Annotated in this window: 13 protein-coding genes; all 13 read right to left on the bottom strand. The window is 42.5% G+C overall.

Annotated elements, in window-relative coordinates; translation table 11 throughout:
• Window position 1: 1 nt before the first annotated feature.
• Entirely contained in the window at window positions 2-376 is a 375-nt protein-coding gene (locus MKX40_RS14090; RefSeq protein ID WP_339242468.1) for a hypothetical protein, read from the bottom strand.
• 177 nt (window positions 377-553) lie between these two features.
• On the bottom strand, window positions 554-1495 hold the full coding sequence (locus MKX40_RS14085) for an alpha/beta hydrolase (RefSeq protein ID WP_339242467.1): 942 nt from the start codon (window positions 1493-1495) through the stop codon (window positions 554-556).
• A 25-nt stretch (window positions 1496-1520) separates the two neighbouring features.
• Window positions 1521-3650, bottom strand: coding sequence for a serine hydrolase domain-containing protein (locus tag MKX40_RS14080; RefSeq protein ID WP_339242466.1), 2130 nt, complete (start codon window positions 3648-3650; stop codon window positions 1521-1523).
• Window positions 3651-3844: 194 nt separating this feature from the next.
• The gene (locus MKX40_RS14075) at window positions 3845-5206 is read right to left on the bottom strand and encodes a HAMP domain-containing sensor histidine kinase (protein ID WP_339242464.1); all 1362 of its coding nucleotides are present in this window, start codon (window positions 5204-5206) and stop codon (window positions 3845-3847) included.
• On the bottom strand, window positions 5203-5877 hold the full coding sequence (locus MKX40_RS14070) for a response regulator transcription factor (RefSeq protein ID WP_339242462.1): 675 nt from the start codon (window positions 5875-5877) through the stop codon (window positions 5203-5205). The genes MKX40_RS14075 and MKX40_RS14070 overlap by 4 nt, the downstream gene beginning before the upstream one ends.
• A 120-nt stretch (window positions 5878-5997) precedes the next feature.
• Window positions 5998-8088 carry a serine hydrolase domain-containing protein gene (locus MKX40_RS14065; protein WP_339242460.1) on the bottom strand — a complete coding sequence of 697 codons (2091 nt, stop codon included), beginning with the start codon at window positions 8086-8088 and terminating at the stop codon, window positions 5998-6000.
• A 23-nt stretch (window positions 8089-8111) separates the two neighbouring features.
• Window positions 8112-9578 (bottom strand): alpha/beta fold hydrolase, encoded by a 1467-nt coding sequence (locus MKX40_RS14060; RefSeq protein ID WP_339242458.1) that lies wholly within the window; start codon window positions 9576-9578, stop codon window positions 8112-8114.
• A 167-nt stretch (window positions 9579-9745) separates the two neighbouring features.
• Complete coding sequence (locus tag MKX40_RS14055) at window positions 9746-10735, bottom strand: alpha/beta hydrolase (protein WP_339243061.1); 990 nt, start codon at window positions 10733-10735, stop codon at window positions 9746-9748.
• 162 nt (window positions 10736-10897) lie between these two features.
• On the bottom strand, window positions 10898-11887 hold the full coding sequence (locus MKX40_RS14050) for an alpha/beta hydrolase (RefSeq protein WP_339242457.1): 990 nt from the start codon (window positions 11885-11887) through the stop codon (window positions 10898-10900).
• 209 nt (window positions 11888-12096) lie between these two features.
• Entirely contained in the window at window positions 12097-13467 is a 1371-nt protein-coding gene (locus tag MKX40_RS14045; RefSeq protein WP_339242455.1) for a HAMP domain-containing sensor histidine kinase, read from the bottom strand.
• Window positions 13464-14138 (bottom strand): response regulator transcription factor, encoded by a 675-nt coding sequence (locus tag MKX40_RS14040; protein ID WP_339242454.1) that lies wholly within the window; start codon window positions 14136-14138, stop codon window positions 13464-13466. Before MKX40_RS14040 ends, MKX40_RS14045 begins: the two co-directional genes overlap by 4 nt.
• A gap of 70 nt (window positions 14139-14208) precedes the next feature.
• On the bottom strand, window positions 14209-14742 hold the full coding sequence (locus tag MKX40_RS14035) for a GNAT family N-acetyltransferase (protein WP_339242452.1): 534 nt from the start codon (window positions 14740-14742) through the stop codon (window positions 14209-14211).
• Between the two features lie 97 nt (window positions 14743-14839).
• On the bottom strand, window positions 14840-15445 hold the full coding sequence (locus MKX40_RS14030; RefSeq protein ID WP_339242450.1) for a TetR/AcrR family transcriptional regulator C-terminal domain-containing protein: 606 nt from the start codon (window positions 15443-15445) through the stop codon (window positions 14840-14842).
• Window positions 15446-15653 lie beyond the last annotated feature (208 nt).

Raw genomic sequence — 15653 nt, 5'->3', positions numbered from 1 at the left:
CTTATTCACTCTCACTCTCCAGATTCTTATTGGGACCTACATCTTCATTTTGCAGTTCGAAAAGATGGACATACTCGTCGATGACCTGATCAATGGCTTTCAACTCCCCACTGATTATTGGGCGAATATGTTCATACTCCTCCTGACCAAGTTGTCTGGCGAGCGTTGTTCTTCGATTCTGCATCTGTTCCAGAAATACAAGAATCCGGCCGCGACGGAAGGTTTGCGCACCATGGCCCCGTTTCCCCTGATGTTCACCATGTCCTCTGCCACGTCTGGAATGCTCTCCACGTTGCTCGCTGTCACCCACATCACGTCTCGGACGTTCACCTTGACGTACACTTCCATCCGATTCTTCGATCTGTCGATCTCTCATCCTGCCACCTCCATGACGTGTATACATATGTATACAACGCATTCATGTATACGATTGTATACGCGGCGACAAGGAGTGTCAACCTTAATTTTCCAATAAAGTAACTACGTATGTATGTTCATCACCTCTTTCAATAGAAAAAAGCCGCGATTTCGCGGCTTCTTTTGTTGACACACTCTACTCTATTTCACTCATAAACTTCCTATATTCTTGAACCATTTCTTTGGAGCGGGTGTGATGCAAATAATGATCTCCCTCGAAAGTCATCACTTTTCCATGCACTGAATCTTTGACTTGCTCTTCATGCAAGGGTATCCATCCTTCCGTTTCAGTATCATTCGCTTGTAAGAAGAAAATCAACGGAAGATCTTTGGGGAAGGTCAGGTTCTCCGCTGCTTTGAAGTTAGGACCAAAGTTTTCGCCTTCATTCAGATTGTTCGGATTAAACGTATTTTTGAGTGAAAGGATTCGAATTTGTTCTCTGGTTTCATCATCAACATCGGGTGCAATCAGTTGATCAGGGGCCAGTTTCATTAACAATCGGTAGAATCCTGATTTTTTAAGCAGTTTGTACGTTTCAGTTGGGAATGGATCATCGTTACCTCCCTGCGTTGGGACACTGCTCTCGATGCCGACAAAGGAAGTTACTTCGTTTGCATATTTGTTCACATAATCCAGTCCGTATATTCCTGAAATGGAGTGAGCCATGAGCGTATAACGATGAATACCAAGTTGCTGTAACGCTTCATGAATTTCACTAACCATATTTTCCGTAGTACGCTCTTTTTCAGTAATGTCACTTAATCCATAACCGAAAGGTTCAATGACAACGACTTTGTAAAATGGAGATAGCTGATCGATGAGCGGTTTGAAATCAAGGGCTGGGGCGGGTGTTCCATACCCAGGAAGCAATACCACCGTTTCTTTGCCTTTTCCTTGAATCAACACATTCATGTTTTTCCCGTCAACCGCTACAAACTGGCCGTATGATTTTATTTTCCCTTCCTCCGATTTGTTGCTAAATACATTAACAATAAAGACAGTCGCAATAAATAATGCAAAAGCGATAACGATCGCTCCGAATATTTTGAGCAAAATGATTAATATTTTTTTCATCATGATGGTTCTCTCCTGTTGAGTTCATTTACTTTTTTAGTGAAATTTCAAATTTGGCGCCAGCCTCACCTGCAAATACAATACGGCCGTTTTCGGGTAAAACAACAACATTATTACCGCTGACTACGCTGTGATTAATACAAACTCCGTTCTGATCATAGATAGCGAAGGCTCCATTTGCAGGTAACTTCACTGTCATGACTTTTCCTTTCGCAGTAGCGGGTACCGAAAACCATTTGGCATATCCATCTGCTTGAATCGTTGTTGCGGATTGTTTACCGGAATAGATTGGTTTTACCAATTCCTCACTGACGAATACATAACCTGAAAATGTAAGATACTCTCCATCGTTCTTTTTGAAGAAATGAATGTCCATTGGTTCTCGTCCGGCACTACCCGGAATCTGCAATTGATTGGCTGCTTCGTCTGCTCCAATAATCTTATTATTGGACATATACCCTGGATTCTCTTTATTCATATAAATAGGCACGATCGATGTAGCATTAAGATAAAACATGGATGTGTATTTCGCATTCACCAGATAATATTTTTTACCATCACGCTTTGCCCATGCATCGTTAATCTCCTTGGGTAATGTATTGGCTTCCAGCTTCTCCGCATTATATTCTGAGAGAGCCACCTGTCCGAGTCCTGGAACGGAGATATAAGATCGAGACCACAGGTAGGTATTCCCATTTTTCTCCACAACGAATTTCAACTTTTCTGTACCATCATCACTCACAAAAGTACCATCTGATGTATAGGTGTATTCTTGAACCGGATGACTTGGAGACGTGAGAGAGGAGACCGTCATTTGTCCAGCCGTATTTATTTTGATCTTCGTCACTGAATTATTGCCACCATAATTCCCTGCAAACTTGGAGATTTCTTTAGGCATATCAGCCTTCACAGGTACACCAAATGATTTTTCCGGTTTCCGTTCTTTAATCATGCCCTTTTCTTCAAGTGCGCTAAGTAATAACTCACTCGCAATGAATTGATCGGTTACGCTTGACCCGTCTGAAGAGATCACGGCTGCAGCCATGTTGTATTCCGGAAGTACGACGAGTGAAGAATGATAAGATAACGTATCTCCACCTTTCGTAACAGCCTTGATGCCGTACTCACTGAATGGGAACAAGTCCACACTATCCCACCCTAATCCGTACGACATAGAAGAATCACTATCCTTTGGCCACATGCCTCTTCTGTATTCTTTTTGCTCCATGGCTTCTACCGACTTGTTGGAAAGAATCCCTTTGACCTCTCCTGTGAAGATTTGCGAAAATTTCACCAGATCCTTAGCGGTGGAATATATGCCTCCTGAAGCAATGATATTATAATTCTCTTTTGGAAGTTGTGCCTCATAAAAAGGGGAATAGATTCCCGCCATTTCTTCCGGATTAACTATATCCTGTGGTGTTTTGGTATGATTCATTTTCAGAGGCTCTGTAATATATTTGTGTATAAATGCCGTAAAGCTCATACCAGTGACTCTCTCAACCAGAATTTCAGCTAATGTAAATCCATCGTTAGAGTACACCGAATACGCACCTGGCTCTGCCATCAGATTCTGGGTCGCCAATTGATCCAAAAAGGTATCATGTGCAATGGTATCATTGTCCCCATACAGTATAGCACTACCGTTAGAAGCTCCGGGAAGCCCGGCCGAATGATTCAGCAACATACGGGGTGTAATCTGTTTGTGTCGATTATCTTTCATTGTAAAATCAGGCATATAGTTCACAACAGGCACATCCAGATCGATCTTGCCTTCATCCACCAGCTTCATCACTGAAGCTGTAAGAAACATTTTACTGGTTGACCCTATGCCATAGATCGTGTTCGTAGTAAGAGGTACCTTGTCGTTTAGATCGTTCTTCCCCGTTTGACCGGACACCGTAATCTCTCCACCATCAATGAGCGCATATTGCAGACTCGTCGTACCGTACGTCTCCGTCAGCAGTTTAGCTTTTTCGATTACGGTTTTCTTTGTTGTCTCGTACGTAAGGTTAATGCTGTTATTCATGACAGCCGGTGCGGCCATTGCAGATAGCGGGGCAAGTATCGTCAGCATGAGAGTCACAGCAGCTATAGTATTTCTCTTTCTTGCTCTCCTCACACTCATCTCCAGTTTTGTTACCTCTCTTGGTTTCATTCTTGCATCTACTCCTGTCTTCATCATTGTGTTAAGCCACCATAACGTGGGCGCTAAACACAATATAACAAACCAAGATGTCCCCCTAATGACTACAACATGAACGGAGGATGAACAGGCAAAAAAAGTTTGCATCATTATACGCAAGGAGGTTTTTACAGGGTGTCATAGCCTAGTGAAGGCATAAAATTCAATCACTCTGTGGGTGTTGTAATTGGCAAGATGACGATGAAGGTCGTTCCTCGTCCATATTCGCTCTCCACCCGGATGTCCCCTTGATGAAGCGAGATGATCTGCTTTACAATAGCTAGTCCCATACCGCTTCCTTCATATTTCTGACTGTGGGAACGATCTGCTTTAAAGAAGCGGTCAAATATACGCTTTTGGTCTTCCGGGAGAATACCAATACCCGAATCCGATATGCGGATATCCACGTTCTTGATATTCTGTTTGATCGTGACGTTAATTCGGGCACCATCTTCGGAAAATTTGATGGCATTGCCGAAGATATTGATCCACACCTGATTTAACTGATCATAATCGGCCGTGATTTGGGTGGGCTGCAAATCAAGATCGATCTGAATGTTACGGGCCGACCATTGGGGTTGAATAGCGACAATTACTCGTCTGATCTGTTCATCCAGACTGAGCGTGGCCAGCCGCATTTGCAATGATTGAGATTCAAGCAAACTCAGCTTTAGCAGACTATCACTTATTTTGGACATTCGTGCAGTTTCAGTGATGATAATGTCGAGATAATCGCTTTTTTCGTCATCCGGGAGGTCTACCTGCTTGAGCGCTATAGCAAAACCGGAAATGGAAGTGAGCGGAGACTGAACTTCATGGGACACGTTTGCTACAAATTCCCTGCGCATCTGCTCAAGCTGCTTTAGATCGTGCATCATTTCTTCAAAGCTGCGAGCCAAAGTACCTATCTCACCCTTTTGTTTAATATTAAGCTTGACGTTGAAATCTCCAGCAGCTATAAGCCGGGTCGCTTTTGTCAATTTTTTGATCGGTCTTACCAGAAAAATAGCCGCAATTAGTATCAATAGGCTTCCTGCTAACAACGAACAAATCAAAAAGGTTACAACAAATTTGATAAGAAATGAGGTGGAAGAGGAAGTGAGGGGCTCTACAAACATTGCTATGCTTCCCATTTCAGTTTTTATCGGCAATCCCAAGAAGATCGTATCGATTCCATTAACTTGGACTCTTCCTCCATCCAGCACTTTCTTCAATTGTTCTGTAGTCACTAGGAAAGGATGTTGTCCTTTAAGTTCTCCATAGGATTGAAACTGACCCGTTGCTTTATAGATTCGGATGTGGTAAGAGTTGAGTTGTTTCATTTCACTTATAAACATTTCTGCTTCGCGTAGAGGCAATGTCTCGTAGATGCGGACGATATCCTGTCCAAAGTCAAGCAAGGAAGCTTGTATGTTTTCGTTTAATTTATCTTGAAATATCCAGGTTGTAGCAAGAAAAGAAAGGATGGTGCCCCCGGTCACGGAGACCAAAAAGGTCAGGACTACACGTGTATAGAGGGAGCCGGTCACTCCTGCACCTCTAGCCGGTAGCCAAGTCCCCGCACCGTTTCGATACGAAAATCGGAGATATCGGTAAAACGTTCGCGTAGACGTTTAATATGCACGTCTATCGTTCGATCATCGCCAGTATAATTAATTCCCCAAACTTGATCGATTAGTTGCTCCCGCGTATAGACTTGTCCCGGTAATCCAGCAAGTTTATACAATAATTCGAACTCTTTAAGCGGCAAGGTGAACGACTCTGTACCCCTCAGGACCTTATAAGTCTGCCGGTTCAGAATAACGTTTCCTAATTGGATGGTCTGCGTTAAACCTATACGGTATCGTTTCAACAGTGCCTTGACGCGAGCCATCAACTCAAGCGGATCGAATGGCTTCATCATATAATCATCTGTCCCGAGCTGAAATGCTTGTACTTTCTCCCAGGTCTCGTTTCTTGCCGTCAACATGAGTAACGGAAGATCCGGATTGGCTCTTCGAAGTTCCTCGCATAATGCCCAACCGTCCATGACTGGCATCATAATATCAAGAATAACCAAATCGACTGGCGTGGAGGTAAAGATAGCCAGGGCTTCCTTTCCGTCTACGGCGTTGATGGTAGTAAATCCGTCGTTGCGCAAAAATAAACAGACGAGTTTGCGAATGTTCGCATCGTCGTCAGCAACTAATATCGTAGGCATCGTTTCCACTCCCCGAAAAAAGAATATAAATATATCTTCTTCAATTGAACAAAAGCAGCCGATTACTTTGATCGGCTGCCTTCTTAGTTTCGTTAAACATGCTACCTTACTAGAATTCATCTATTTCAATGAAATTTCAAATGTGGAACCAACGTCACCTGCAAATACAATGCGACCGTTTTCCGGTAAAACAACCTCATTCTTACCGCTGACCACGGTGTGATTAATACAAATACCCTTTTGATCATATACGGCAAAGGCACCATTTGAAGGCAGTTTAACGGTCATGACTTTTCCATTCACCGTTGATGGTATAGAAAACCATTTGGCGTAACCGTCTGCTTGAATCGTTGTTACAGATTGTTTGCCCGAATAGAGTGATTGTACGATTTCCTCACTCGCGTATATGCTACCTACAGCTGTAATGTACTCTACTCCATTCTTTTCAGCGAAATAAATTTCCTTTGAATCCCGTCCTGCCATACCAGGGATTTGAAGATCCGTGACTGCTTTGTTGGCTCCAATAATCTTACTATTGGTCATATACCCTGGGGTCTCTTCATTCATATGGAAAGAAAGGATTGGTGATGAATGGAGATAGACAGTTGATGTATACTTCTGATTCACCACGTAGTATCTCTTACCTTCACGCTGCTCCCATGAGGCAGTAATATCTTGGGATAATTCATTGGCTTCCAGCTTCTCCGCCGTATATTCGGAGAACGCCAACTGTCCCAGTCCCGGCATGGATATATAAGATCGAGACCACAGATATGTCCTTCCATTCTGCTCTGTAACGAATTTCAGCTTTTCTGTGCCTTTATCGTTAACAAACGTACCATCCGCTGTATATGTGTATTCTTGAGCCGAATTATTTGGAGCTGTTAGCGCGGATACAGTCATTTTTCCAGCATGATTCATTTCGATCTTCTTCACCGAATTATTAGAACCGTATATACCCGCATACGTGGATATTTCTTTAGGCATATCTGCCTTCACTGGTACGCCAAACGATTTTTCCGGCTTTCGTTCTGTAATAATGCCCTTTTCCTCAAGTGCACTGAGTAATAATTCACTTGCAATAAACTGATCTCTGGCACTCGTTCCCCCTGATGAGGTAACGGCTGCAGCCAGATTGTATTCTGGCAGTACAATTAATGAGGAGTGATACGATATGGTATCCCCACCTTTGGTAATAGCTTTGATGCCATATTCACTGAATGGGTACAAATGTACACTATCCCACCCTAACCCGTAAGATATAGACGTGTCGCTATCCTCCGGCCACATACCTCTTTTGTATTCTTCCTGCGCCATGGCTCCTACCGACTTATTGGAAAGAATGCCATCGACTTCTCCCGTGAAGATTTGTGAAAATTTCACCAGATCCTCAGCAGTGGAATAGATGCCTCCAGTAGCAATGATATTATAATTCTCTTGAGGAAGCTGGCCTTCAACCAAAGGAGAATAGATTCCCGCCATTGCTGCCGGATTAACGACATCCTGCGGTGTTTTGGTATGTTTCATGTCCAGGGGCTCTGTAATATATTTGTGTATAAATGCAGTAAAGCCCATGCCGCTCACTCTTTCAACTAGAATCTCGGCTAACGTAAAACTGTCGTTACTATACACCGAGTACGCGCCAGGATCAGCCTTCAGGTGTTGGTTCGCCAATTGCTCCAGAAACGTGTCATGTGAATACGTGTCATTATCCCCGTATAATGTGGCATTGCTACCGGAGCTGCCCAGCAGACCAGCGGAATGATTCAACAACATACGTGGTGTGATTAATTTGTACCGGTTATCTTTCATCTTAAAATCAGGTAAATAGTTCACAATTGGCACATCCAAATCGATCTTGCTATCATCAACAAGCTTCATAACAGAAGCTGTAAGAAACATTTTACTTGTTGAGCCGATGCCGTAGATTGTATCTGAAGTAAGCGGTACTTTATCCTCTATATCGTTCTTGCCCGTTTGACCGGACACCACAATCTCTCCAGCATCGATTAATGCATATTGTACACTGGTCGTACCGTACGTCTCAGTTAGGATCTTCGCTTTCTCCGCTACTATTTTCTTGGTTGGTTCATACGTTAAATCGCTGTTGTTACTCGTAGCTGGTGCGGCCATGACTGACATTGGAGCTAACATCATTAACACCAGAGTTAAGGCGGTGATTGAAATTCGTTTTCCCGTTTGTCGTCCCATTCACATCATCTCCTGAGTTCAAATTAGAGTTCTTTCGGATCTACAAATTTCACCTCTGGGTAGATGTCGCTCGGCCCCTGAATCAGGTTTCCACCCGTTCCTTTCAATTGTTTGTTAAAGAAATCGAGTACATATTGATTTACGATATTTGAACCTCTTTTACCATTGATCTCTCCTGTGATCCCGGACAGTTTAATCAGTTCTGAATAAAATTGAAGATCCGTGAAATTGAAGTGCTGGGTTCCTTCTATATAAATTACATTTCCCCCATGTTCAATAACATTTTTCATAATGTGCAGCTCATCTGAAAGAAACTTAGTTACTTCGTCATCCGAATTTCTATCCTTTTCAAAATTGGCTAACCAGTCTTCAAAATTTCCCGATCTGACAAACATAAACGGCTTGTTTATATCATCTCTATCTTCTACTTCATTCAGTGACCCATCCATATTAACCCCGGCCTTGATTCGATGATCCAAATACGTGGCATTAAACGCCGTTGCACCCCCAAAAGAATGCCCCATCGCACCGATGTTATCTACATCGATTTTTCCTTTAAACTGACTTTCAATTGCACCTGAATTCAGCTTTTCAATTTGATCAATTACAAACTCCACGTCTTTTGTCCATATATCGCCAACTTCTCTGCGGTCATCTATGGTTGTCATCTTTGTTGTATACCCCGTTACACGACCATCAGGAAAGAGGGTAGCAAACGTGCTGTACGTATGATCGATTGTCACTACGATAAACCCATGACTGGCCAGATTCTCCGCCTGTGATGCCTGTAGAACTCTACTGGTTCCCATACCATGAGATAGCAGCACCACAGGATAAGGACTTGCCGAAGGTAATATTTCTACATTTTCATAAGAGTTGCTATGACTATATTTCCAGTAGTCGAGCACAAATTCAGGCAGTTTCAAAGAAGCAGAGAAGCTCTGAATATACGTTTTGAACATTTCTTTATTATTTGGAAACAGCGTGTCACGTTTCTTGTTACTAATGTTTTCAGTAGGGTACCAGACTTGAACCATTAACTCCCTCTTATCGGTTTGATCTTCAGTCAAGATTTCATCTCTGTTCTGATCTGTAAAATGGAAGGTTTGAGTACCTACTTTCTCTGGACCCTCGGGCTTCGGCAAATCAAAGACAGGTAAGTATACCGACAAGAGTGTAGAAGCAACAAGTAGAATGACGATTAGGGAAGATAAACTATACTTCAATACCTTTCCTATTTTTAGATGGATCATCTTGTCGGAATGCCGGAGTAGAACAATAAACATGAATAGTGCCGTCATGATATATACCAAAAGCAACTGCCATCTGTATCCCTCAACCAATAAATGAGCTACGAGTATGACACTGCTTCCTATACCTATACCTATACCTATACCTAGGCCTGTTTTCTTTGCACTTCTTTTAATAAATAGTAAGTCTGCGAGTAAAGCGAAGCAGGATAGAACTAAAAGTATCTCAAATAATCTCATTTATATTTCCTCTCTCTCATTACAGCAACGTCCGGATTGACCATGTTATTGACCATGTTGTAGAAACCGCCACACAGGGCGGTTTTTCATATTCGTTCATATAGATTCGTTCATATAGATTCGTTCATACAGATCTGTTAATTCAAAGGTTGTACGTTTACCCCTATTTATTTCGATTCAGCCATAAAGGCTCTAACATCTTCAGCAATTTTTTTGAATTGCGTATGATGTAAATAATGGGAACCATCCATTGGAATTACTTTCCCATGAACCGAGTCTTTGATCTGTCCTTCATGCAAGGGGATCCATCCTTCTACCCCTTCATTATTCGCTTGTACAAAGAGAAGAAGTGGAAGATTTTTAGGGAAGCTTAAACCTTGAGCACCTTTAAAATTGGTATAAATATGGTCCATCTCGTTTAATGAGGTGGGATTGTACATGTTTTTATTCGAAATCATTCTCATCTGCTCAACCGTTTGTTCATCGAATGCCAGTCCCTCATAGGGATCTGCACCCACTTTCATCATTAATCTCAAGAGACCTGTATTTCTAAGAAGAGCAAACGTTTTTAAGGGGAACTTCGCATCTGTAATACTTGGTTGGGTGGATACACTGCTATCAATACCGACAAAGGCAGTAACCTCATCCGTATATTTGTTCACATAATCAATACCGTAAATGCCCGCTATAGAGTGACCCATGAGCATGTACTGCTGAATATCAAGTTGCTGCAGAGCTTCATGAATTTCACTTACGATATTCTCTGTCGTTCTTTCTTTTTCAGTTTCATCACTTAATCCATAACCGAATGGCTCAACAGCAACCACTTTGTAATATGGTGATAATTGATCAATAAGCAACTTGAAATCAAGCACTGGTGTTGCTGTTCCATAACCGGGCAGAAGCACAATCGTTTCCTTGCCTTCACCTTGAATGAGCACATTCATATTTTTTCCGTCTACAGATACATGCTGACCGTAAGACTCAATCTTTTTCGCCTCAGAATTACTGCTAATTACATTTGTGATATAAACAATACCTAGAAACAGAACAATAGCAATTAAGATTGCTCCTAGTATTTTAAGTATAATATTTCGTACCTTCTTGACGCTGGTTCTATTCTTGGCTTTCTTGCCTTCTGGTTGTGTCACGCTGATCTTCTCCTGTCCTGAACTGGTAGTTGGTATTCTTCTTTGCCGCTAATGAAACTTTATCTAATGCACATGTACTCTCCGTGACGACAATATGAACTGAATATGAACAAGTAAAGAAATGTTATGACGTGACGGAGCAGGCGCTTATACTAATGAATAATGGGGTTATTGAGATCCTCCCATAAACTCCCTGAACTGTGCAGCGATTTCTTTGGCATGGGAACGGTATAGATAATGATTTGCTTCCAGCAGCACCATTTCACCACGCGCAGAGTTCTCTATTAACTTCTCGTGTTCGGGAACCCAATTGTCCACTGCAGGATGATTCTTTTGAACAAAGAAAAGAACCGGGAGATCAACTGGGAACGTTAACTGTTCAGCTGCTTTAAAATTGGAATACATGCTTACAATTTCGTTTAACTGAGTTGAATTAAACATGTTCTTTTGTATCAAAATGTTCAATTGTTCTTTGGTTTGTTCATCATACGGAAGCCCAGCATATGGATCATCACTCATTTTCAATTGCAAACGTGGGAAACCCAAGTTACGGTACCATTTAATCGGTACGATTTCTGATGCTTCAACCTTCTGTTCACTAATCGCTGGAACACTGGTGTCCAGCCCAACGTATGCACTTACTTCATCAGCATATTTGTTCACATAATCCAGACTATAGATCCCCGATATGGAATGACCCATGAGAATATACCGATCAATACGAAGATTTTGCAGCGCTTCATGTATTTCGCTTACAATATTTGCTGTACTGCGTTCCCTTTCGGTCTGATCACTTAATCCATAACCAAAAGGTTCCACCACGACGACTCTATAATATGGGGTTAACTCCGAGATAAGTGGCTTAAAATCTAGTGCAGGTGACGCTGTTCCAAAACCCGGCAAAAGCACAATCGTTTCCTCGCCTTCACCTTGAATGAACACATTCATATTTTTCCCATCCACGGAAACATGTTGACCATATGGCTCCATTCTTTTTTGCTCTGAATAACTACTGATTTTGTTAACCGTATATACGGTAGCTACAAAAAGTAAAATTACTAAAATGATTGCGGCAAGCACTTTTAACAAAATGCTTAACACTTTTTTTGTTTTGCTCTTACTCCGCACGCTTTTGTCTGCTTGTTGATTCACATTCATCTGCTCCTGTCCTCATCTGTGTATTGGCCTAAGAGGCCGTTAATGCAAGCCTAACCAACAAAGATGTACTCTCCGTGACCGGAATATGAACGGAATATGAACAAGCAAAAAAACCATGTGTAACATGCAAGAAAACTTGCATGTTACACATGGTATGAAAATCCGGTATTCAATCATCCGATTTTAATTCTTTGGCCTATCCTGCGAGCCTAACTATCCGTTGGTGGATGGATGGGCAACGTGATGACAAAGGACGTCCCTTGACCAGGTTCACTTTCCACTCGAATGTCACCCTGATGAAGCGATACGATCTGTTTAACGATAGCAAGTCCCATACCACTGCCGTCATATTTACGACTGTGGGAACGATCCGCCTTGAAAAAGCGCTCGAATATACGCTTCTGGTCTTCAAGGGGAATACCGATGCCCGTGTCGGACATTCGGATAGTCACATTTTTGATATCCTCTTCGATACTGACTTTAATCATACCGCCATCATTGGAGAACTTGATGCTGTTTCCCAGAATATTCGTCCATACCTGATTTAACTGATCGTGATCAGCCGTCACCTTTACATTCTCCAAATCAAGCTCGAAATGAATATTGCGCGCAGACCATTGCGGCTGGAGTGCCACGATAACCCTTCGGATCTGTTCATCCAGACTTAAGGTATTGAGCCGAAGTTGCTGTGACTGCGATTCAAGCAAACTCAGCTTGAGCAGGCTGTCGCTCATTTTGGACATTCGCTTGGCTTCAGCAATAATAATATCCAGATAACGGTTCCGCTCTTGTTCTGAGAGGTTTACCTGCTTCAGTGCCGAAGCGTAACCGGATATCGAGGTGAGTGGAGACTGAACCTCGTGCGAAACATTCGTAACGAATTCCCTGCGCATCTGCTCCAACTGCTGCAGATCGTGCATCATCTCTTCAAAACTGCGAGCCAACGTACCTATCTCAGTCTTTTGCGTGATGTTCAGCTTGACATTGAAATCTCCAGCTGCAATCCGTTTGGTCGCTTTGGTCAATTTTTTGATTGGTCTAACCAGGTATACAGAAGCAATCAGAATCAGCAGACTTCCTGCAATCAACGAACAGCTTGCAAAGATTAAGCCAAACTGCACTACAAAAGAGGCGGAGGGCGGTGCGAGTGTTTCCAAAAACATCGCTTTTGTGCCCATTTCCGTCTTGATCGGTAACCCCAAAAGAACAGTAGCGATCCCCTTTGGTGTGTCTTGAACAACCCCTCCATCTAACACTTTTTTAAGTTGCTCTTTCGATACAGCAGCTGATTTATGTCCATTAAGCTTCCCATAAGTCTGGAGCTTGCCCGTTGCATCATAAATTCGAATATGATATGAATCAAGCTGTTTCATAGTGCTAACGAATAATTCTGCTTCATCCAAAGGCATCGTCTTATATATCTGCACTACGTCTTGGCCAAAGTTGCGTATGTTAATTCGGGCATTTTCGTTCAATTTATCTTCGAATATCCAGGTTGACATAAAAAAAGAAATAACTGTACCAGCGATGACAGAGATCAGAAAGGTGAGCACCACACGAATGTATAATGATCTGATCATTCATGGACCTCAAGTCTGTATCCTAGCCCACGCACCGTTTCAATCCGAAAATCAGGTGTCGTCGCGAATCGTTCACGCAGGCGCTTAATATGTACGTCTATCGTTCGATCATCTCCGGCGTAATCAATACCCCATATCTGATCGATCAACTGCTCACGTGTATAGACCTGGCCTGGTGTTCCAGCAAGCTTATATAGCAATTCGAATTCCTTCAGTGGTAAAGTAAGCGATTCTGTACCTCTCGTCACCTTATACGTCTGACGATCCAGAATGACATTGCCAAACTGGATTGTGTGTGTGGAGCCAATTTTATATCTTTTCAGTAATGCTCGGACACGTGCGGTAAGCTCCAATGGATCAAACGGTTTCGTCAAATAATCATCCGTACCCAATTCGAATCCTTTTACCTTCTCCCAAGTCTCTCCTCTCGCCGTCAGCATGAGTAACGGGAGATCCGGATTGGCTCTGCGGAGTTCCTTGCATAATGCCCAGCCGTCCATAACAGGCATCATAATATCAAGCACGACCAGATCCACTGGCGTCTCGCCGTACACGGTGAGAGCTTCCTTACCGTCCGCAGCTTCCACCGTCGTGAATCCATCGTTTTTGAGAAAGAGACAGACGAGTTCGCGAATGTTCGGATCGTCGTCCGCAACGAGTATAGTAGCCATAGATTTTTCTGTCCTCTCCGATACGTTTGAATATATGGTTCAAATTATAGTTAATTCTGATACATCCTGCTCATTGTATATCCACAGCAAACATCGTATGCTCCTTTAACGTTCCCTGGATCGGGACAGACTGTGACCCGCACGCTGTGAATCCTGCCTTTTGAAGTACACGGATGGAACCTGTATTATCAGGTACCGCGCCAGCCTCGATGCGTGTAATTTCAGTTTCATGTTTGGCAAATTCCAGCACACATTGCAGGGCTTCGCTCATATACCCTTTTCCTTGATGCAGCACATCCGTCACATAACCTACGATCCATTTGGGGGTTGAATCCATTATGATCTTGAACAATGAAATTTCACCCACAAGTTCATCCGTTGTATGTAGAAAAATACCGAAGGAATAGCGAATTCCTTCTTCTCTTTTCTTGTCCCAGCTCTCAATGAGTTCCCTTTGCTTTTCCATGCTGTAGTAAGAGTCATCCCGATGACTTGCAGAGGTTCTCTCAATTGCCTCACGATTTCGAACCTGAAGATCCAGAAGCAATGAGGTATCCTCTACCTTCCAAAATCTCACATATATACGTTCTGCACTATATTTCATTACATTAGTCCTCCTCTGTTATGTATGAGTCGATGGCCTGCATTTTCCCTGTCATATCCCCCCGTTTGCTGTCATTGTTCAGTGGATTGTAGTTTGATTATATCAGGTCATTATAAGAGTATGAACGGATCAATGAGAATTGTTTCGCCAGAAAATGCGGAGAATAAGGCATGTCGTTACGCAGCCAGGCAACAATGGTACCAATTAAAGCAGACGAACCATACCAGATGGCGATTTCCTTGTGAATGCCGGAATCCTCCAGCACATCTTCCATTTCGGCTCGATCTATCTTAGCTTTGACCAAGGTACTTAACAGCTTCAGGAGTCGTTCTGTGAAAATGGGCGTGCGCTTCGTGGCAAGTACCACCTGATAGAATGAAGCGTTCTCTGCAAAATGCTCCAGTAACTTGACCAGAACTGGCCATGCCTCTTCTGTTCTTTGCTTCTCAAAATGAGGGGCATATTCTTCCACGATCCGTTCAATATGCTCAATCATCTCATCAGCCATCTTCTCCATCATATCCGTAATATCCCGATAGTGCAGATAGAAGGTTACCCGATTGATCGTCGCTCGTTCGGCAATTTTGTTCACTGACAATTTCTCAATATCCATTTCCTGCAGCAACTCCACAAACGCACCTCGAATTAACTGACGTGTTCGCAATATTCTTGGGTCCACAGGCGATTTCTTCTCATCTTTCACGTGTATCCCTCCTTCAAATTTGGAACATTACAATTTTAAACAATCAGTCGTTTATATTCGATTTACACAACAATATCATAACATTTGTAAAATAAACGACGAAAACACCTCATAACGTAAATTGTAATCTGTCCGAATATGTATATAATTCAATAAATACAATGTAAACTATACAACACGTTGTAAATTTAGTCACGTTTGGATTGAA

This window comes from Paenibacillus sp. FSL R5-0517 (genome assembly GCF_037974355.1).
GTDB lineage: Bacteria > Bacillota > Bacilli > Paenibacillales > Paenibacillaceae > Paenibacillus.
The sequence above is the reverse complement of the archived record's forward strand: the minus strand, read 5'-3'. Positions and strand labels throughout refer to the sequence as shown.